The 18,198-nt window shown below is 65.0% G+C and carries 17 protein-coding genes and 1 rRNA gene; 10 read left to right on the top strand and 8 right to left on the bottom strand.

The annotated features are described in order from the left end of the window. Both AC07S4_RS23345 and AC07S4_RS23340 read right to left on the bottom strand, forming a co-directional pair. A 16S ribosomal RNA gene (locus tag AC07S4_RS23345) occupies positions 1-64 on the bottom strand; the annotation flags it as partial. A 258-nt stretch (positions 65-322) separates the two neighbouring features. Then, on the bottom strand, positions 323-1,099 hold the full coding sequence (locus tag AC07S4_RS23340; protein WP_494988895.1) for an enoyl-CoA hydratase: 777 nt from the start codon (positions 1,097-1,099) through the stop codon (positions 323-325). A gap of 76 nt (positions 1,100-1,175) precedes the next feature. Here AC07S4_RS23340 and AC07S4_RS23335 point away from each other — a divergent pair, with 76 nt between their 5' ends. Next, complete coding sequence (locus tag AC07S4_RS23335; protein WP_494988894.1) at positions 1,176-2,465, top strand: MFS transporter; 1,290 nt, start codon at positions 1,176-1,178, stop codon at positions 2,463-2,465. Here AC07S4_RS23335 and AC07S4_RS23330 read toward each other — a convergent pair. Next, positions 2,456-5,182 (bottom strand): DUF4214 domain-containing protein, encoded by a 2,727-nt coding sequence (locus AC07S4_RS23330; RefSeq protein WP_494988893.1) that lies wholly within the window; start codon positions 5,180-5,182, stop codon positions 2,456-2,458. The genes AC07S4_RS23335 and AC07S4_RS23330 overlap by 10 nt on opposite strands. 158 nt (positions 5,183-5,340) lie before the next feature. Here AC07S4_RS23330 and AC07S4_RS23325 point away from each other — a divergent pair, with 158 nt between their 5' ends. After that, positions 5,341-5,784, top strand: coding sequence for a universal stress protein (locus AC07S4_RS23325; RefSeq protein ID WP_494988892.1), 444 nt, complete (start codon positions 5,341-5,343; stop codon positions 5,782-5,784). 28 nt (positions 5,785-5,812) lie between these two features. On the opposite strand, the gene mltA is transcribed toward AC07S4_RS23325, so the two are convergent. Beyond that, the gene (mltA, locus tag AC07S4_RS23320; RefSeq protein WP_494988891.1) at positions 5,813-7,099 is read right to left on the bottom strand and encodes a murein transglycosylase A; all 1,287 of its coding nucleotides are present in this window, start codon (positions 7,097-7,099) and stop codon (positions 5,813-5,815) included. Between the two features lie 162 nt (positions 7,100-7,261). Beyond that, on the bottom strand, positions 7,262-7,636 hold the full coding sequence (gene apaG / locus AC07S4_RS23315; protein WP_161074115.1) for a Co2+/Mg2+ efflux facilitator ApaG/CorD: 375 nt from the start codon (positions 7,634-7,636) through the stop codon (positions 7,262-7,264). 140 nt (positions 7,637-7,776) lie between these two features. Between apaG and rpe the strand changes: the two genes are divergently transcribed. From rpe to AC07S4_RS23275, 8 genes are all read left to right on the top strand, one after another. Continuing rightward, on the top strand, positions 7,777-8,442 hold the full coding sequence (gene rpe / locus AC07S4_RS23310; protein ID WP_056403590.1) for a ribulose-phosphate 3-epimerase: 666 nt from the start codon (positions 7,777-7,779) through the stop codon (positions 8,440-8,442). Continuing rightward, positions 8,442-9,152 carry a phosphoglycolate phosphatase gene (locus AC07S4_RS23305; RefSeq protein WP_494988890.1) on the top strand — a complete coding sequence of 237 codons (711 nt, stop codon included), beginning with the start codon at positions 8,442-8,444 and terminating at the stop codon, positions 9,150-9,152. Before rpe ends, AC07S4_RS23305 begins: the two co-directional genes overlap by 1 nt. A gap of 201 nt (positions 9,153-9,353) precedes the next feature. Beyond that, entirely contained in the window at positions 9,354-10,850 is a 1,497-nt protein-coding gene (gene trpE, locus AC07S4_RS23300; protein ID WP_494988889.1) for an anthranilate synthase component I, read from the top strand. A gap of 1 nt (position 10,851) precedes the next feature. Beyond that, the gene (locus AC07S4_RS23295) at positions 10,852-11,415 is read left to right on the top strand and encodes an anthranilate synthase component II (protein ID WP_494988888.1); all 564 of its coding nucleotides are present in this window, start codon (positions 10,852-10,854) and stop codon (positions 11,413-11,415) included. 71 nt (positions 11,416-11,486) lie between these two features. Beyond that, positions 11,487-12,545 carry an anthranilate phosphoribosyltransferase gene (gene trpD / locus AC07S4_RS23290; RefSeq protein WP_494988887.1) on the top strand — a complete coding sequence of 353 codons (1,059 nt, stop codon included), beginning with the start codon at positions 11,487-11,489 and terminating at the stop codon, positions 12,543-12,545. Positions 12,546-12,555: 10 nt separating this feature from the next. Beyond that, positions 12,556-13,209 carry a LysE family translocator gene (locus AC07S4_RS23285; RefSeq protein WP_494988886.1) on the top strand — a complete coding sequence of 218 codons (654 nt, stop codon included), beginning with the start codon at positions 12,556-12,558 and terminating at the stop codon, positions 13,207-13,209. A 10-nt stretch (positions 13,210-13,219) separates the two neighbouring features. Further along, positions 13,220-14,020, top strand: a complete 801-nt coding sequence (gene trpC / locus AC07S4_RS23280; protein WP_494988885.1) for an indole-3-glycerol phosphate synthase TrpC — start codon at positions 13,220-13,222, stop codon at positions 14,018-14,020. A gap of 20 nt (positions 14,021-14,040) precedes the next feature. Further along, positions 14,041-14,565 (top strand): hypothetical protein, encoded by a 525-nt coding sequence (locus tag AC07S4_RS23275; RefSeq protein WP_494988884.1) that lies wholly within the window; start codon positions 14,041-14,043, stop codon positions 14,563-14,565. Between the two features lie 7 nt (positions 14,566-14,572). On the opposite strand, the gene AC07S4_RS23270 is transcribed toward AC07S4_RS23275, so the two are convergent. The 3 genes from AC07S4_RS23270 to AC07S4_RS23260 are packed head-to-tail and all read right to left on the bottom strand — an operon-like array spanning position 14,573 to position 18,182. Continuing rightward, positions 14,573-15,760, bottom strand: coding sequence for a GGDEF domain-containing protein (locus tag AC07S4_RS23270; protein ID WP_494988883.1), 1,188 nt, complete (start codon positions 15,758-15,760; stop codon positions 14,573-14,575). Continuing rightward, complete coding sequence (locus tag AC07S4_RS23265; RefSeq protein WP_494988882.1) at positions 15,760-17,589, bottom strand: M61 family metallopeptidase; 1,830 nt, start codon at positions 17,587-17,589, stop codon at positions 15,760-15,762. Before AC07S4_RS23265 ends, AC07S4_RS23270 begins: the two co-directional genes overlap by 1 nt. Further along, entirely contained in the window at positions 17,586-18,182 is a 597-nt protein-coding gene (locus AC07S4_RS23260) for a nucleotidyltransferase family protein (RefSeq protein WP_494988881.1), read from the bottom strand. Before AC07S4_RS23260 ends, AC07S4_RS23265 begins: the two co-directional genes overlap by 4 nt. Positions 18,183-18,198 lie beyond the last annotated feature (16 nt).

The raw sequence follows: 18,198 nt of genomic DNA, 5'->3' as shown, positions 1-18,198 counted from the left end.
CGACTTGCATGTGTAAAGCATGCCGCCAGCGTTCAATCTGAGCCAGGATCAAACTCTTCAGTTCAATCTCTGTTTAAAGTCATTGCTGACTTGGTCGCTCTTCAAAATACTGACGATTCCTCTTTCGAGGTCACGTTTATTTCTTTTGTTGAGCGTTTAATAATTTGAGCTAAGAAGCTTGCACTTCCGGCATCATCATCAAACGCCCACACTTATCGACTGTTAATTTTTAAAGAGGTCTGCGTTTCTTGCCGAAGCGTTGTGTTCAGCAGCAGAGAGACGAGATTATGGGGCTTGGTCCAAAACTCGTCAACACCTAAATTCAGAGTCCGTCGAAATTCGGCGCCCGCTTTTCCAGGAAGGCGTGCATGCCTTCGCGCTGGGCAGGGGTGCCGAAGGCAGCCTGGAACAGGCGGCGCTCGTAGTTCACGCCTTCGGTCAGCGTGGTTTCAAAGGCGCGGTTGACGGCGTCCTTGATCTGCATGGCGACCGACGTGGACATGGAGGCGATGGACGTGGCGGCCGCCAGCGTTTCTTCGATCAGCTTATCGGCCGGGACCACGCGCGACACCAGGCCGATGCGTTCGGCTTCGGCCGCATCTATCATGCGCGCGGTCAGCAGCAGATCCATGGCCTTGGCTTTGCCGATGGCGCGCGGCAGGCGCTGCGTGCCGCCCGCGCCCGGCGTGACGCCGACCTTGATTTCAGGCTGGCCGAACTTGGCGCTGTCGGCCGCAATCAGGAAATCGCACATCATGGCCAGCTCGCAGCCGCCGCCCAGGGCGAAGCCGGCCACCGCGCCGATCACCGGCTTGCGCACCTTCAGGATGTGCTCCCAGTTGCGGGTGATGTAGTTGTCGCGGTAGGTGTCCTGGTAGGTGTAGTCGGCCATGGCGGCGATGTCGGCGCCGGCGGCAAACGCTTTTTCACTGCCGGTCAGCACGATGCAGCCGATGTCCGGGTCGGCGTCGAAGATGCGGAAAGCATCGCCCAGCTCGTTCATCATGCGGTCGTTCAGCGCATTCAGCGCTTTCGGACGGTTCAGGCGGATCAAGGCAACCTTGCCGTGCGTTTCCACAATCAGGTCTTCATATTGCATCGCGGTCTCCTATATACAAAGGGGGTATCGGGCGATTGTAGCGGTTCTTATAGCAGCGCTGGTATTATTTGCAGCGATGCCATTCCTACCTTTCGCCCTGCGCCGCTATCTCGGCGACAAACTGGCCAGCGATCCCCTGCTGCGCAATCCGGACTTCCGCCGTTACTGGCTCAGCAGCGTGCTGAACAGCTTCGGCGCCCAGATCAGCGCGCTGGCCGTCCCGCTGTGCTCCGCCCTGCTGCTGCACGCCACGCCCGGCCAGATGGGCATCATCGCCGCCTGCCAGGCGCTGCCCTACGCGCTGTTCGCGCTGCCCGCAGGCGTGTGGCTGGACCGGCGCCGCAAGCTGCCCATCCTGCTGGTGAGCCGCTTGCTGCAGGGCGCGCTGCTGGCCAGCATACCGCTGGGATGGTGGCTGGGCATGCTATCCATGCACTGGCTGTACGCGGTGACCTTCCTGTTCGCCACCTGCGGCGTGCTCAGCGGCGCGGCCGAGCAGATTTTCCTCAACCTGCTGGTGGGCCGCCAGCAGCTGATCGAGGCGCAATCAAAGTTCGCCACCACCGACTCCATCTCGCGCCTGGTCGCGCCCGGCCTGGCCGGACTGCTGGTGCAATGGCTGACCGCGCCGTTCGCCATCCTGTTCGACGCCGCCAGCTTTTTCATTTCAGCGTGGAATTTGCGCAAGACGCAGCTGGCCGAACCGGCGCCCGTGCCCTCGGACAAGCATCCGCTGCGCGACATCGCCTCCGGCTTCGCCTTTATCTGGCACGAACCGCTGCTGCGCACGCTGGCCTGGGGCGCGGCGCTATGGCACTTCTTCCTGTTCGGCTACAGCGCCCTGCTGATCCTGCTTGCCACGCGCGAACTGGGCATGACGGCGGGCATGCTGGGCGCGGCGCAGATGCTGGGCGGCCTGGGCGTATTCCTGAGCGCAGTGCTGGTCAAGCGGCTGAACCGCCGCTACGGGGCGGGCAAAACCTTCCTGGTGGGCACTTGCGGCACGGTGGCCGGCTTCGCGCTGATGCCCGCGATACCGGCCTCGTTGTTCGGCAACCCGGTCTACAGCGCGGCCGCCTTCGGCCTGGTGGTGTTCATGTATGACTGCGCGGTGATGCTGTTCTTCATTCCCTTCATGGCCCTGCGCATGAAGGCCACGCCGGACGCCTACACCGGCCGCGTGATTTCCACCATGCGCTTCCTGACCGGCGTGACCGGTCCGGTGGGCGCGCTGGCGGCCGGCTACCTGGGCGACCATTACGGCATCCGCACCGGCATGGCCTGCGTGGCCGCCGGCGGGATAGTGCTGGCAGCGGCGCTGGTGATGTCCCGTCCGCTGCGCAGCGTGGCGCCGGATCAGCCGTAAGGCGTGTACTCGAAGCCGTTGCCGATCACCTTGATGATTTCGGCAACGTATTCGCTGCTCTCGCTGAAGCCCGCCAGCAGATCGGCGCGCGTTGCGCCGTTGTTCAGCGCATAGTTCCAGCTCTTGATGCCGTCCGCATCGCCCGCGCGGTGCAGCACGTTGCGGTACAGATTGTCGATGAAGGCTTCGTTGCTGCTGTTGGCGCCGTACAGGTTCTGGAACTCCGGGCTGGACAGGAAGGCGTCCGCCACCGCCTTCAGGCCCATGCCCTGGTCCATTTGCGACATCCAGTAGCCCAGGCCGCCCTTGTCCGGCGTGCGGTTGAACGCCGCCTGGTACAGGCGGTAGGTCTGGCCGCCGTTGCCGTCCACGTCCAGCGCCAGGCTCTTGTCGGAGAACTGCAGGCGCTCCACGCCGGTCAGCGAGTCTCCCGTGCCGAGGCTGCCGGCGTTGCGGAACAGCACCTTGGTTTCGGTGGCGCCGCGGGTAACGGTGTAGTTCGCATAGCTGTTGCCGTACACTACAACGTCAACGCCGTCGCCGCCGGACAGGCGAATATTGGTGCCAATACCGGACAGCACGTCGTTGCCGCTGCCGCCCTGGGCCACCGTATCGAGCGTGGTGAAGCTGTAGACGCGGTCTGCGAGGAATTTGTTGCCGGCGTAATCCATCAGCGAACCCGCCTGCAGCTCCAGCGTGTATTTGGTGCCCGGCTGCAGATTGGCGCTCGGGTCGATGGTGACCACCTTGCCGGTGATTTGCATCCGGCTGCTCGACGAGCTGTAGTTTTCCACCACATTGCCCTGGGCGTCGATCAGGCGGATGAGGCTGTCGCCAGTGCGGATCAGGTCGTCGAAGGTGAGCGTGATATTGCCGGTCAGGCTGGCGCCCTTGCTGCCGTTGCCCGGCGCAAAGGACAGCACGGTCGGCATCGCCGTATCGCCACTCAGGTTGTAGCTGCTGATGGTGTAGCTGCCGCTCGGCGCGGAGCCATAATAAGGACTGGCGCCCAGCGTCAGGTAATAGTCGCCGGTCACTTCCGCAGCGAAGCTGTAGCCCTTGCCGCTCAGGCCGGACAACGTGGTCAGGTAAGAGGAATAGCCGGACGATGACACCATGGACATGACCACATCGCTGCCGGACACGTCCAGCGTCCCGGCGCCGGAGGCCTTGCCCTCCAGCACAAAAGCGTACTTGGTGCCTGCCACCAGCTTGACCTTGATCCAGTCGCTGTCGCCTGCGAAGTTCAGCGCGCCGGCCAGTTTTCCGCCGGTAGCCAGCAGGCCCGTGGTGGCGCTGCTGGCGGCGAAATCGTCGCCGGACGGTGCATTGACCTGCAGCGTGTAGCCGGAGGTGCCGCTGCTGTAGTTATTCGCCACCGTGAGATAGTAGTCGCCCGTGTAATTGGCGGTGTAGACGCGGTAGTCCGTGACGCCGGTCTTGGCGTAGCTGACCAAGCCGCTGCTTGACCCGTTGGCATCCGCGCCGCTCATATACAGGCTGGGGCTGCCCACCGGGTTCTGCCCCTTCAGCTCGAAGGTATAGGTGGTGCCGGCCTTGACGGCGAACTTGAACACGTCCTTGTCGGAAGCCAGTTCCAGGCTGCCGGTGAGAGTGCTGCCCAAGCTCAGCGGCGCGGCGCTGGCTTTGTCGCTGCCATAGTCGTCGCGGGTGCCGATCACGGCGCTGGCCACGTAATTGCCCAGATAGTAATTGGTGGAGTCGCCCACTTCGAAATAATAGGTGCCGGTCTTGCTGGGCACGAATTGCAGCACGGCCTGCGAGTTGGAACCCGTTTGCGACGCCATGACCTGGCTGCTGCTGTCGTACAGCTTGAGCTGGGTGTAGCTGGAGCTGTAGGCGCCGCTGGCGCCAGGCTTGGCGGTGAACCAGTAGGTGGTGTTGGCGTTGAGCGAGACCGCATACCAGTCCCTGTCGCCGGCGGCGTCTATCTTGCCCGGAGTGGAGCCGCCAATGGCCAGCCGGCCCGCGCCGGCCACGTTGGCGGCATAGTCGTCCGGCCCGGCCGCCATCAGCACGGTGTAGTCGGCTGCGGCGCCGGTGCTGGTGCTGTTGCCGCTCAGCGTCAGGTAATAGTTGCCGCTCGCAGCGGCTACAAAGGAATAGCCGTCCACGGAGGAACTGGTGGCGACGTATTGCCCGTTGGCGTCGGTCAGGGAAACACTCACACCATTGCCGTTGGTCATGGCAGGCTTGATGTTGTAGATGGTGCCGGCCGTCAGCGCAACCTTGTAGACGTCGAGGTCGGACGGGCCTTCAAAGGCGCCGCTGGTACTGATGCCCAGCGTCAGGGACGAAGCGGTCGCCGTCGTGTCTCCCACGGCGTCGGCCGCGCCGGCAGTGGCGCTGACGGTGTAGGCGGTGGCCAGGCTGCCGAAATTGTTTGTGGCGCTGAAGTAATAGTCGCCGGCCAGGCCGGACTTGAACACGGTGGACAGTTCGGTCCCGTAGGCGTTCGTCGCCGATGGGGGAACATAAGCGCCCTGCGCTTGCGACAGGCCCAGCGCGTAGTCGTAGTAGGAATAGCCGGTCAGCGTCGGCAGCGTCAGCTTGAAGGTGTAATAGGTGTTGGCGGCCAGGCTGATGCGGAACCAGTCGCTGTCGCCGCGCTGCTCGAACACGCCGCTAGCCTGGCTGCCCGGGGTCAGGACGCCTGAGGTATTTTTGTCGGATGTGTAGTCGTCGTTAATGGCCATGGGGAGCTTTGCAGTTGAATTGGCGCAGATTGTATCGGCTTTGCTATATGGCAAATATCACACATTGTCACGAGGAAACTAATAGCGACTGGCGTGCGCCGGACACAGGCCCTTCCCGCCTACACTGGGTCATTGCCGTCCAGGCTCAGGAGACTGCCATGTTTAATCACATCTTATTTCCCACCGACGGTTCCGCCCTGTCCGTGCAGGCCACGGCGCGGGTGCTGGAGCTGGCCCGCGTGCACGGCGGGCGCGTCACCGCCATCAGCGTGATGCAACCCTTTCCTTTTATGACGATGAGCGGCGACAGCGGCGTGGTGGTGCCGGACGCGGAGGTGTTCGAGGGCCAGATTGCGCGCGCCGCGCAGGATGCCGTGAACAAGGTGGTAGCGGCGGCCGGCGCGGCCGGCGTGCCCTGCGAGGGCGTCGTGGCGAACTCGCCCAGCCCTTACCAGGAGATTGTTGCGGCGGCGGGAAAGCTGGGCTGCGACGCGATTGTGATGGCGTCGCACGGCAGGACGGGCTTGAACAAGCTGTTCCTCGGCAGCGAGACGCAGAAGGTGCTGGCGCATACGGAACTGCCGGTGCTGGTGCTGCGCTAGCGGCTCGGCGGGTTACGGCGCGGGGCGCCTAAGCCGTCCTACGGACTACCGGTGCTGCGCGGGCGGCCGGCGGCACTTGCTTGGGCATCAGCACCCAGACGCTGCCGCGCTGCTTCATGCGGCCGGCGTTTTCGGCCGCTTCGGTGCCGAAGCCGAAGAAGTAGTCGACCCGGATCGCACCGCGGATGGCGCCGCCCGTGTCTTGCGCCATGACCAGGCGCTGCAGCGGAATGTCGCTGTTGGCCTGGGTGGTGGACAGGAATACCGGCGCGCCCAGCGGCAGCTGCGCGGCGTCGATGGCCACCGAACGCTGCGGCGTCAGCGGCACGCCCAGCGCCCCTTTCGGTCCCACTTTCGGGTCCGGCAGCTTTTCTTCCTTGAAGAAGACGTAGGACGGATTGGCGTTGAACAGCTCGGACTGGCGCGTGGGATGGCCGGCGATCCAGGCCTTGATGCCCTGCGCCGAGGCCTGGTCCAGCGTCAGCTCGCCCTTGTCCACCAGGTAGCGGCCGATGGACTTGTAGGGATAGCCGTTCTGGTCGGCATAGGCCACGCGCACGGTTTCCTGGGTGTCCGTCAGCTGCACGCGGCCCGAGCCCTGCACTTGCAGGAAGAAGGCCTCCACCGAATCGTCCACCCACAGCAGCTCCTTGCCGGTGAAACTGGCGCGCTCGATGTCGGCGCGGGTGGAGTACGGCACCACCTTCTTGCCCTGCAGGCGGCCACGCAAACGCATGCCTTTCAGCTCGGGATAGACCCCGGCCAGCTCCACGGTGAGCAAATCGTCCGGCACTTTATATAGCGGCGTCTGGTAAGGGCCGCCCTTTTTGCGCGCGCCGCGCAGCAGCGGCTCGTAATAGCCGGTGACCAGGCCGGTGTCCGCCCCGTCCGGCGCGATCACCTGCTGCGGCTCGAAGAAACTCTCGAAGAACAGGCGGATGCCCTTTTCGTCATTGCCGTTGACCTGGCGCGCCACGCCGCACGGCTCCTTCCACTCGGCGCGCTTGCCCAGCACCGAGCAGGACGACATGAAAGCCGGCCAGGCCGCGCGCAGGTCGTCCCGCTCCCAGCCCGGCAGCGCCGCGAAACTGGACGGCACGAAGCGGACGGCGGCGGGCGGCGCCGGGGTCTGCGCCTGCGGCGCTGCCGGCGCTGCCGGCGTGGCGGGCGTGGAGGGCTGGGCCGGCGCCTGCGGCGGCTCGGCCGGCCGTGGCAGAGGCTGCTGCGGCGCGGACGGCATCGGCGAAGTACAGGCGGAAAGCGCCAGCGCCACAGCGCTGATGGAAAGGATTAAACTACTGCGTGCAAATAACATGGGGGACTGGATATGTGGGTGTTGATGTTGGAAGCGTTTGTGGCGCTGTTTCTGCTGGTGTTCATCGTCTGGTGGACGCTGCCGGCCCAAAGAAAGCCGCCCGCCAAGCCGCTGCCCGGTCCCGACGCAGGCGGCAAGGAAGACAAGCAGCCCTAGCCCGGCCTAGTGCAGCGTGCGCGGCAGCGACAGCACGAACTCCGGGATCTTGGCTTCGAACTGGTGGCCGTCCTCTGCCACGCAGAAGTACTCGCCCACCATGGAGCCTTGCGGCGTAGCCAGCGCGGTGCCGCTGGTGTATTCGAACTGTTCGCCCGGCTGCAGCAGCGGCTGGTGGCCGACCACGCCCAGGCCGCGCACTTCTTCCGTGTGGTTGTTGGCGTCGGTGATGATCCAATGGCGCGAGATCAGCTGCGCGGCCACCGTTCCCGTGTTCTTGATCGTGATCGAGTAGGTGAACACGAAATTGGTGCGTTCGGGATCGGACTGTTCGGGCAGATACTGGGTTCTGACCGAGACAGTGAATTCATAAGAGGCCATCTGCAATCCTTAATAATTCGTCAGTAAATCTTCGTGCAAGCGTAACGAATTGTTATCGTCTGTCTGACATTGCACCGCAAATCCGGCGCGGGCGCAAGGGTCAGCGTAAAATAGCGCATCTTTTTATCGCAGGCCCATCCATGACTACCTTCCGTATTGCCCCGTCCATCCTGTCCGCCGACTTCGCCCGCCTGGGCGAGGAAGTGCGCAACGTCGTCAGCGCCGGCGCCGACATCATCCACTTCGACGTGATGGACAACCACTACGTGCCCAACCTGACCATCGGCCCGCTGGTGTGCCAGGCCATCCGTCCGCACGTGGACGTGCCGATCGACGTGCACCTGATGGTCAAGCCGGTGGACCGCATCATCCCCGACTTCGCCAAGGCCGGCGCCAACATCATCACCTTCCATCCGGAAGCGTCGGACCACATCGACCGCTCGCTGCAGCTGATCCGCGACCACGGCTGCAAGGCCGGCCTGGTGTTCAACCCGGCCACGCCGCTGAGCTACCTGGAGCACGTGATGGACAAGATCGACATGATCCTCATCATGTCGGTCAACCCCGGCTTCGGCGGCCAGTCCTTCATCCCGCAGGCCCTGAAGAAGATTGCCGAAGCGCGCCGCATGATAGACGAGTCCGGCCGCGACATCCTGCTGGAAGTGGACGGCGGCATCAAGATCGACAATATCGCAGCCGCCGCCAAGGCCGGCGCGGACACCTTTGTCGCCGGTTCGGCCATCTTCGGCCAGCCGGACTACAAAGCCGTGATCGACGCCATGCGCGCCCAGCTGGCGGGCGTGTAATGACGACGGCGGCCCCTGCCCCACTGCGCGGCGTGCGGGCCGCCATCATCGACCTGGACGGCACCATGCTGCACACGATGCCGGACTTCCATGTGGCGATCAACCGCATGCTGGGCGGCGCCGGGCTGGACTCGCTGCCGGTCGAGCAAATCGAACTGATGGTCGGCAAAGGTTCCGAGCACCTGATCCGTTCAGTGCTGGGGGTGTATTTCGACGCCGCGCAAACCGAGCAGCGCTTCCCCGCCGCGATGGACGCCTACCAGCGCCACTACCTCGACATCAACGGCGACCACAGCACGCCCTACCCGGACGTGGCCGCCGGCCTGGAAGCGCTCAAGGCCCTGGGCCTGCGCCTGGCCTGCGTGACCAACAAGCCGATCGCCTTCGCCCAGCCGCTGCTGGAGCAAAAAGGCCTGGCCGGCTATTTCGAGGTGGTCTACGGCGGCGATTCGCTGGCGCAGAAAAAACCCCATCCGCTGCCGCTGCTGCAGGTCTGCCGCGATTTCGCGCTGGACCCGGCCCAGGTGGTGGCCATAGGCGATTCCTCGAACGACGCGCAAGCCGCGCGGGCGGCTGGCTGCCCGGTGCTGACGGTGCCATACGGCTACAATCACGGCGAGTCTATACACGACACAGATTCCGATGGTATAGTTGACACGCTGCTACACGCGGCCGACTTGATACGCTTGCACAACCAGATAGCAAACTGATCCTAAACACAGCATGTTTCTCAACAAAAGACACAATGTCACGCACCAGGGCTCGATTGAGGCCTGGCTATGGCGACGCTGGCAATCCTGGGCTAACTAACCCCCGCTGATTGCTGTCGTCCGCATTTTCGTGCGCCGACAGGTTTTTTGAACTACTCCCGCCCGAACTCCACCTATTGCTTTGGGCGGCATGGAGAGAACATGACCGAACTCGAATTCAAATCGCTGGCCACGCAAGGCTACAACCGTATTCCCCTGATCGCGGAAGCCTTCGCCGATCTCGAAACCCCGCTCACGCTCTACCTGAAACTGGCCCAGACCCAGAACCACGGCAAGAACACCTTCCTGCTCGAATCGGTGGTGGGCGGCGAGCGCTTCGGACGCTATTCCTTCATCGGCCTGCCCGCGACCACGCTGCTGCGCACGCACGGCACGCTGACCGAGATCGTCAGGAACGGCACGGTGATCGAGACCCACGAGGGCAATCCGCTCGACTTCATCGAACAGTTCCAGTCGCGCTTCAAGGTGGCCCTGCGCCCCGGCATGCCGCGCTTCTGCGGCGGCCTGGCCGGCTACTTCGGCTACGACACCGTGCGCCATATCGAGAAGAAGCTGGCCGGCGGCGCGCCGAAGGACGACCTGAACCTGCCGGACATCCAGCTGATGGTGACCGAAGAGCTGGCCGTGATCGACAACATCTCCGGCAAGCTGTACCTGATCGTGTACGCCGACACCAGCCAGCCGGAAGCCTATTCCAAAGCGCGCCAGCGCCTGAAAGACCTGCGCGGCCTGCTGCGCCGGGGCGTGGACGCGCCGGTGACGTCCGCCTCGGTGCGCACCGAAACCATCCGCGACTTCAACAAGGAAGACTACCTGAAGGCGGTGGCCAAGGCCCACGAATACGTGATGGCGGGCGACCTGATGCAGGTGCAGATCGGCCAGCGCCTGCGCAAGCCCTACGTGGATTCGCCGCTGACCCTGTACCGCGCGCTGCGTTCGCTGAACCCGTCGCCGTATATGTACTTCTACAATTTCGGCGACATGCAGATCGTCGGCGCTTCGCCCGAGATCCTGGTGCGCAACGAGACGGCGGCCGACGGCCAGAAGAAAGTCACGCTGCGCCCCATCGCCGGCACCCGCCCGCGCGGCGGCACGCCGGAGCGCGACGCCGAACTGGCGGCCGAACTGCTGGCCGACCCGAAAGAGATCGCCGAGCACGTGATGCTGATCGACCTGGCGCGCAATGACCTGGGCCGCATCTCCGACATCGGCACCGTCAAGGTCACCGACCGCATGGTGATCGAGAAGTACTCGCATGTGCAGCACATCGTCTCCAACGTGGAGGGCACACTGAAGGACGGCATGTCCAACCTGGACGTGCTGCGCGCCACCTTCCCGGCCGGCACCCTGACCGGCGCGCCGAAAGTGCGCGCCATGGAAGTGATCGACGAACTGGAAATTTCCAAGCGCGGCATCTACGGCGGCGCCTGCGGCTACCTGTCCTTCGGCGGCGAAATGGACGTGGCGATCGCCATCCGCACCGGCGTGATCAAGGACGGCATGCTGTATGTGCAGGCCGCGGCCGGCATCGTGGCCGACTCGATACCGGAAATGGAATGGCAGGAAACTGAAAACAAGGCGCGCGCCGTACTGCGCGCCGCCGAACAAGTGCAAGATGGCCTGGATGGGGAGTTCTGAGATGCTGCTGATGATCGACAATTACGACTCCTTTACCTACAACATCGTGCAGTACTTCGGCGAGCTGGGCGAGGACGTGCGCACTTTCCGCAACGATGAAATCACCATCGCCGAGATCGAGGCGATGAATCCGGACCGCATCTGCATTTCGCCCGGCCCGAAAGCGCCGGCGCAGGCCGGCATTTCGGTCGAGGTGCTCAAGCACTTCGCCGGCAAAAAACCTATTCTGGGCGTCTGCCTTGGCCACCAGGCCATAGGCGAGGCCTTCGGCGGCAAGGTGATCCGCGCCAAGCAGGTCATGCATGGCAAAACTTCCGCAATCGCGCATACCGGCGTGGGCGTGTTCAAAGACCTGCCCAGTCCTTTCACCGTGATCCGCTACCACTCGCTGGCGATCGAACGCGCCTCGCTGCCTTCCTGCCTGGAAGTGACGGCGTGGACCGACGACGGCGAGATCATGGGCGTGCGCCACAAGGAGTACGACATCGAGGGCGTGCAGTTCCACCCCGAGTCCATCCTGTCGGAACACGGCCACGCGCTGCTGAAGAACTTCCTGGAACGCTGATTTCCGGCGGCGCCAGCGCGCCCACGCCCAAAATCCGTCCCGAGCTCAATACGAACCGAATAGGAATTGCCATGCCTACGCCTAAGAACACGCACCAGATCACCCATCAAGAAGCGCTGCTGCGCTGCATCGAGCACCGCGAGATCTTCCACGACGAAATGCTGCACCTGTTCCGCCAGATCATGTCCGGCGAAATGTCGCCCGTCATGGTCGCGGCCCTGACCATGGGCCTGCGCGTGAAGAAAGAAACCATAGGCGAAATCGCCGCCGCCGCGCAGGTGATGCGCGAGTTCTCCACCAAAGTGCCGATGGCCGACACCACCAATCTGCTCGACATCGTCGGCACCGGCGGCGACGGCGCGCACACCTTCAACATCTCCTCCACCGCCATGTTCGTGGCCGCCGCCGCCGGCGCGCGCGTGGCCAAGCACGGCGGCCGCAGCGTGTCGTCCTCGTCCGGCTCGGCCGACGTGATCGAATCGCTGGGCGCCAATATCAACCTGAAGCCGGAGCAGATTGCCCAGTCCATCGCGCAGACCGGCATCGGCTTCATGTTCGCGCCCAACCACCACGCCGCCATGAAGCACGTGGCGCCGGTGCGGCGCGAGCTGGGCGTGCGCTCCATCTTCAACATCCTGGGACCGCTGACCAATCCGGCCGGCGCGCCGAATATCCTGATGGGCGTGTTCCACCAGGATCTGGTGGGCATCCAGGTGCGCGTGCTGCAGCGCCTGGGCGCGCAGCATGCGGTGGTGGTGTACGGCAAAGACAATATGGACGAAGTGTCGCTGGGCGCGGCCACCATGGTGGGCGAGCTGGTGAACGGTGAAATCCGCGAATATGAAATCCACCCGGAAGATTTCGGCATGCAGATGATCGCCAGCCGCAACCTGAAGGTGGCCGACGCGACCGAATCGAAAGCCAAGATGCTGGAAGCGCTGCGCGGCGAGCCGGGACCGGCCTACGACATCGTGGCGCTGAACGCGGGCACGGCGCTTTACGCGGCCGGCGTGGCCTCCTCCATCGAGGACGGCCTGGCCAAGGCGCGCGCGGCCATCACCTCCGGCGCGGCGCTGGCCAAGGTGGAGCAGTTCATCTCGGTGACGCAACAGCTCGGCGCCGCCAACTAAGGAGAGTGGCATGTTCGGCATCCATGACCTGACCCTGTTCATCATCTCCGGCCTGCTGCTCAACATCATGCCGGGGCCGGATTCGCTGCTCATCATGGCGCGCAGCGCCACCCAGGGCTGGCGCGCCGGATGCGCGGCCGCGCTGGGCATAGGCGCCGGCACCATGGTGCATGTGACGGCGGCCGCCGTCGGCCTGTCGGCACTGCTGTCCACCTCCGCCATGGCGTTCAGCGTGGTGAAATGGGTGGGCGCCGCTTACATCGTGTACGTCGGCATCGGCATGCTGCGCGCCAAGCTCAAGTCCGGCGACGGCGAGCGGCCGGAAGCGCCGGCGGCCGCCGCGCCGCCCGCCGCCTCCTACCGCAAGATCTTCGCGCAGGGTTTCCTGACCAATGTGCTGAACCCGAAAGTGGCGCTGTTCTTCCTGGCCTTTGTGCCGCAATTCATCTTGGCCGACTCGTCCAACAAGGCGCTGGCCTTCCTGATCCTGGGCTGCATCTTCAACTTCAACGGCATGTTGTGGTGTAACGGGCTGGCAGTGTTCACCGCCTTCGCCAGCGCACGCCTGAAAGTCAAACCGCTGGTGGCGCTGTGGCTGAACCGCATTACGGGCGGCCTGTTCCTGGCACTCGGTGCGCGCCTGGCGCTGTCCGAACAACACTGAAAGCACGACCATGTCCGACATCCTGAACAAAATCCTGGCCACCAAGGCCGACGAAGTGGCAGCTGCCAAAAAGCACCGCAGCCTGGCAAGCGTGCGCGCCGAAGCGGAAGGCGACGCCGAACTGCGCGCCGGCCTGCGCGGCTTCGAGGCCAGCCTGCGCAAGCAGATCGCCGGCGGCAACGCGGCCGTGATCGCGGAAGTGAAGAAAGCGTCGCCGTCGAAAGGCGTGCTGCGCGCCGACTTCGACCCGGCCGCCATTGCGCAAAGCTATGCATCGCACGGCGCGGCCTGCCTGTCGGTGCTGACCGATGTGCACTACTTCCAGGGCGCCGACGCCTACCTGAAACAGGCGCGCGCGGCCTGCGCCATCCCGGTGCTGCGCAAGGACTTCATGGTCGACATGTACCAGATCTACGAAGCGCGCACGCTGGGCGCCGACTGCATCCTGCTGATCGTCTCCGCGCTGGACCACGGCCTGATGGCGGAAATGGAAGCCTGCGCGCACGGCCTGGGCATGGACGTGCTGATCGAGTCGCACGACGGCGACGAACTGGGCGCCGCGCTGAAGCTGAAAAGCAATCTGATCGGCATCAACAACCGCAATCTGCGCACCTTCGAAACCTCGCTGGACACCACGCTGAACCTGCTGGACCGCATTCCTGCCGAGCGCCTGGTTATCACCGAATCTGGCATTCTGAACGGAGACGACGTGCGCCGTATGCGCGACGCGAACGTCCACAGTTTCCTGGTGGGCGAAGCCTTCATGCGCGCACCGGACCCCGGCGCGGAACTGCGCCGCCTGTTCAGCTAAACCGGCCACGGAGGCCCGCCATGGGCAAACAGCAGCACACCGCCATGCAGCGCCTCGCGGCCGTGCTGCTGGCTCCCGTGTTTGCCGCCATGCTGGCCTCCTGCGGCAAAGAGCCGCCGCGGCGCGACGCGCAGTCCAGGCCGCCCGAGATTCCACGCACGCCGCTGCCCAGCGAACAAGTACCGGTGCCTCCGCTGCCGCTGGCCATGCACAGCGTGGACGACTACAAACGCGCATTGGCCGCGAAAATCCTGGCGGCCACGCCGGATGGGGCCTTCAGCGGCGCGCTGCCGCCGCTGCTCACGTCCATCGTGGTGGTGGAAGCCAGGATCGGGCGCGACGGCGATATCGTGAACCTGCGCGTGGCGCGCTCGCGCGACCAGAAGGCCAGCAACCTGGCGCTGGCCGCCATGCGCGCCGCCGCGCCCTTCCCCAAGCCGGGCAAGCTGATGGCGGCGCATCACAAGACGTTTGATATTTCGGAGACGTTTTTGTTCAACAAGGAGTACCGGTTCCAGATCCGGACCCTGGCGCCGGTGCAGTGATGGCGGGTTACGGCGCCGCCGCCAGCTCCACCCTGTCCCGGCCGTTTTCCTTGGCGCGGTACAGCGCCGCATCGGTGCGGTCCAGCAGGCCGTCCAGCGTTTCCTCGCGCGAGATATGCGTGCCTATGCCTATGCTGACCGTGCACGGCGGCAGCTGGTCGTCCCACCCCGTGCGGAGCGCCTCGCGGATACGCTCAGCCACCATCATCGCGCGAGGCACTTCCGCGTCCGGCAGCAGCACCACGAACTCCTCGCCGCCAAAGCGCGCCACGTAGTCGCTCTCGCGCAGCGCCTGGCTGATGATGTTCGCAATCTGCACCAGCACCCGGTCGCCCACCACGTGGCCGTAGCGGTCGTTGATGGCCTTGAAGTGGTCCAGGTCTATGCTCATCAGCGACAGCGGCCGGCCGTCGCGCCCGAGCTGCACGCGCTGCTTGTTATAGAAGATGTCGAAACCGCGCCGGTTCAGCACCCCGGTCAGCGGGTCGTGCGTGGAGCGCTCCTCCAGGATGCCCTGCAGGCGCCGCATGGCCATCATCAGGAAGGCGACCGCCAGCATCAGCGTCATGAAACTGGCCAGCGCCATGAACACATTGACCAGCGCGCCGTTGACCAGCACGTCCTCGCTCACCGCATCCACCGTCAGCGCGGTGAACATGCGCGCCAGCACGGTCAGCGCCTGCACCGTCACCAGCACGGCAAAGAAACAGTAGGAAAAATGGCGCACACCCTCGCGCCACGCCAGCCAGCTCTGGACGGCGTAAAAAATAAAAGCCGCCAGCGAAAACGCGGCAATGCGCGCGCCCAGGTGCGGCTGCACCAGCAGCCACCAGCCGGTCAGCAGCATGCCCACCAGCCAGATGCCGTGGAACAGGCCCCAGCTGGGCCGCCGCCCAAAGAACTCCTGCGTGCCCAGCATAGACAGGCCCACGCCCCAGAACAGGAAGGCGTTGGCGGCCAGCAGCGCCGCCTTGCCCGGCCAGATGCCCGGCAGCTGGCCGCTCAGCCCAAACGACACGCCGCCGGCGACCACGCACAGCAATCCCAGCGACCAGCGGTTCAAGCCGCGCACTTCTCCCCGGAAGCTGCGGTGCAGCGAATACATGACCATGCTCATGCCGCCGCTCATGGCGACCGACATCAGCAACAGGGTCCGCAGATCCAGCTGGAGCAGCAGCCCAGGCCCGGGCGTCATCAGCGGCTCGCGCTCGGCCGCGGCAGCACGGCGGCCTTCTTGCCGGCCTGCTTGCCGGCTTCTTCCAGCGCCAGCGTCACGTTGGGCACGCGGTCGCCCTGCAGCCGGACGCGGAAGCTGCGCAGCTCGTCGCGGCGGAAGGCGTGCACTTCCACGGTGTCGCCCACCGCGTAGCGCGACAGCAGCGCGTCCAGATTGCCCGGGACCACGCGCAAGCCGTCGACCGCCACCATCAGGTCGCCCGCCGACAGGCCCGCCGCGTGCGCCGCGCCGCCTTCGTGGACGGCGGAGAGCTTGGCGTCCGCGCCGTCGCGGCCCAGGTTGGCGTCCAGGCTGGGCTTGGCCGGCTTGCGCTCGTCGCTGTACTTCACGCCGAACGGCGCCAGTATTTTCGCCAGCGGCAGGTCTTCCGTGCCGCGCACGTATTTGTCGAAGAAGGATTTCAGCCTGGCGCCCGCCACCTCGTCGCACAGCGCCTCCACTTCGGCCGGGCTCACGCCGCGTCCCGCGCCCTTGTAGAAATCGCGGCCGTAGCGCTGCCACAGCGCCTGCATCACGTCGTCCAGCGACTTCTTGCCGCCGGTCTTGCTGCGGATGGCCAGGTCCAGCGCCATGCACACCAGCGAACCCTTGGTGTAGTAGCTGACGATGGCGTTGGCCGCGTTTTCGTCCTGGCGGTAGTATTTGCCCCAGGCGTCGAAGCTGGAGTCGGCCACACTCTGCTTCAGGCGGCCCGCGCCGCGCAGCACGCCGCCCACGGTTTTAGCCAGCAGCTTGTAGTAGGCCGGCTCGCCGATAATGCCGGCGCGTACCAGCATCAGGTCGTCGTAGTAGCTGGTGCCGCCTTCGAACAGCCAAAGCAGCGGCGTGTAGTTTTCCGTGTTCAGGTCATACGGCGCAAAAGCGGACGGCTTGATGCGCTTGACGTTCCAGGTGTGGAAGTACTCGTGGCTGCACAGGCCGAGGAATTTCAGATAGCCCTCGCTGATGTCCGCGCCCTTCGGCGTGGCGGCGGTGGGCAGGTCGGCGCGGGCGCAGATCAGCGCGGTGGAGGCGCGGTGCTCCAGGCCGCCGTAGCCGTCGCCCACCGCCATCGTCATGAAGACGTAGCGGTCCATGGGCGCGCGCCTGGTTTTCGGCTCGAAGAAGGCGATTTGCGTTTCGCAGATGGCTTTCAGGTCGGCACACAGGCGCGCCATGTCCAGATTGGGCACGCGGCCGGTAATGACCACGTCGTGCGGCACGCCGTGCGCCTTGAAGGTGGCCAGCGCGAAGTCGCCCAGCTCCACCGGATGGTCGATCAGCTCATCATAATTGGCGGCGGCGTAGGTGCCGAAGCCGTAGCGCTTGGCCTTCAGCTCAGGCAGCGAGGTGGCCACGCGCCAGGATTCGGCGGCCGGGTCGGCCGGGCGCTGGATGTCGACCACGTGCTGCGCGTCCTCCTGGCCCGCCACGCGCAGGAATACGCTGGTGCCGTTGAAGAAGGCGTGGCTCTGGTCCATATGGGCGGCGCGCACCGACAGGTCCCATGCGTAGACTTCGTAGACCACCGTGAGCGGGCCCGCCACCGGCGCGGCCAGCCAGCTGTGCTTGTCCACCTTGGCCAGCTTGACGTCTGCGCCATCGGACTCGGCGCGTATGCGCACGATGTTGCGCGAGAATTCGCGGATCATATAGCTGCCGGGGATCCAGGCCGGCAGCGCCAGCAGCTGGCCTTCGGGCGCCGGCTGGTCCACGGTCAGCGTCACTTCAAACATGTGGGCGGCCAGGTCTTTGCCGACGATGGCGTAGCTGACGCCTGGTTTCTTCGATGTGTTGTTCTTCTTCATACTTTATCCTTGGGATGCAGGTCGGCAGGCGTGTCGACGTCCTGCAGAATGCCGCTGTCGTCCACTTCCAGCTCCGTCACCGGAGCATGCTTCAAAATGCCGCGCGCGCCCTGGTCGCCCTCCAGCGCCAGCAGCTGCGGCAGGTAGTCGCGGCTGAACCCGACCGGGTTGCCGCGCCGGCCCCGGTACATGGGCGCGGCAATGCCTGCGCCCCGTTCCAGTGCGGTTTTCAGTGATTGTATTGTAGATGGCTGCACATGGGGCATATCCCCGAGGGCAATGATAAAACCCTGTGCGTCCTTGCCGGCATAGCTCAGCGCATGCGCCAGCGAAGCGGCCATGCCGGTATCGGCTTGTGGACAGATAGTGACCTCGCAGCCCAGCGCCAGCAGTTGCGCCGACAAGGCCTCGGCGTCCGCGCCCGGCCGCAGCACAGCCACTACACGCGGCAGCACCGCCAGCATATGGCGTGCGCTGGCCGCAACGACCGAGGCCTGCTGGCCCGGCGGGCATTGCAGCAGCTTGTTGCGCTGGCCGGAAGGGTCGAAACGGGTCCCCCTTCCGGCCGCCAGCAGGATGCCGGTAATGCTCACGCTGCGCGGCGCGGCG

The sequence above is a fragment of the Pseudoduganella sp. GW821-FHT05F09 genome (assembly GCF_059419605.1).
Note: the sequence above shows the minus strand (reverse complement) of the source record. Positions and strands in the feature narration are given on the sequence as shown.

Bases quoted from the DNA above. Each gene is read 5' to 3' on its own strand.
- AC07S4_RS23340 (WP_494988895.1), bottom strand. From the start codon at position 1,099: ATGCAATATGAAGACCTGATTGTGGAAACGCACGGCAAGGTTGCCTTG.
- AC07S4_RS23335 (WP_494988894.1), top strand. From the start codon at position 1,176: ATGCCATTCCTACCTTTCGCCCTGCGCCGCTATCTCGGCGACAAACTG.
- AC07S4_RS23330 (WP_494988893.1), bottom strand. From the start codon at position 5,182: ATGGCCATTAACGACGACTACACATCCGACAAAAATACCTCAGGCGTC.
- AC07S4_RS23325 (WP_494988892.1), top strand. From the start codon at position 5,341: ATGTTTAATCACATCTTATTTCCCACCGACGGTTCCGCCCTGTCCGTG.
- mltA (WP_494988891.1), bottom strand. From the start codon at position 7,099: ATGTTATTTGCACGCAGTAGTTTAATCCTTTCCATCAGCGCTGTGGCG.
- apaG (WP_161074115.1), bottom strand. From the start codon at position 7,636: ATGGCCTCTTATGAATTCACTGTCTCGGTCAGAACCCAGTATCTGCCC.
- rpe (WP_056403590.1), top strand. From the start codon at position 7,777: ATGACTACCTTCCGTATTGCCCCGTCCATCCTGTCCGCCGACTTCGCC.
- AC07S4_RS23305 (WP_494988890.1), top strand. From the start codon at position 8,442: ATGACGACGGCGGCCCCTGCCCCACTGCGCGGCGTGCGGGCCGCCATC.
- trpE (WP_494988889.1), top strand. From the start codon at position 9,354: ATGACCGAACTCGAATTCAAATCGCTGGCCACGCAAGGCTACAACCGT.
- AC07S4_RS23295 (WP_494988888.1), top strand. From the start codon at position 10,852: ATGCTGCTGATGATCGACAATTACGACTCCTTTACCTACAACATCGTG.
- trpD (WP_494988887.1), top strand. From the start codon at position 11,487: ATGCCTACGCCTAAGAACACGCACCAGATCACCCATCAAGAAGCGCTG.
- AC07S4_RS23285 (WP_494988886.1), top strand. From the start codon at position 12,556: ATGTTCGGCATCCATGACCTGACCCTGTTCATCATCTCCGGCCTGCTG.
- trpC (WP_494988885.1), top strand. From the start codon at position 13,220: ATGTCCGACATCCTGAACAAAATCCTGGCCACCAAGGCCGACGAAGTG.
- AC07S4_RS23275 (WP_494988884.1), top strand. From the start codon at position 14,041: ATGGGCAAACAGCAGCACACCGCCATGCAGCGCCTCGCGGCCGTGCTG.
- AC07S4_RS23270 (WP_494988883.1), bottom strand. From the start codon at position 15,760: ATGACGCCCGGGCCTGGGCTGCTGCTCCAGCTGGATCTGCGGACCCTG.
- AC07S4_RS23265 (WP_494988882.1), bottom strand. From the start codon at position 17,589: ATGAAGAAGAACAACACATCGAAGAAACCAGGCGTCAGCTACGCCATC.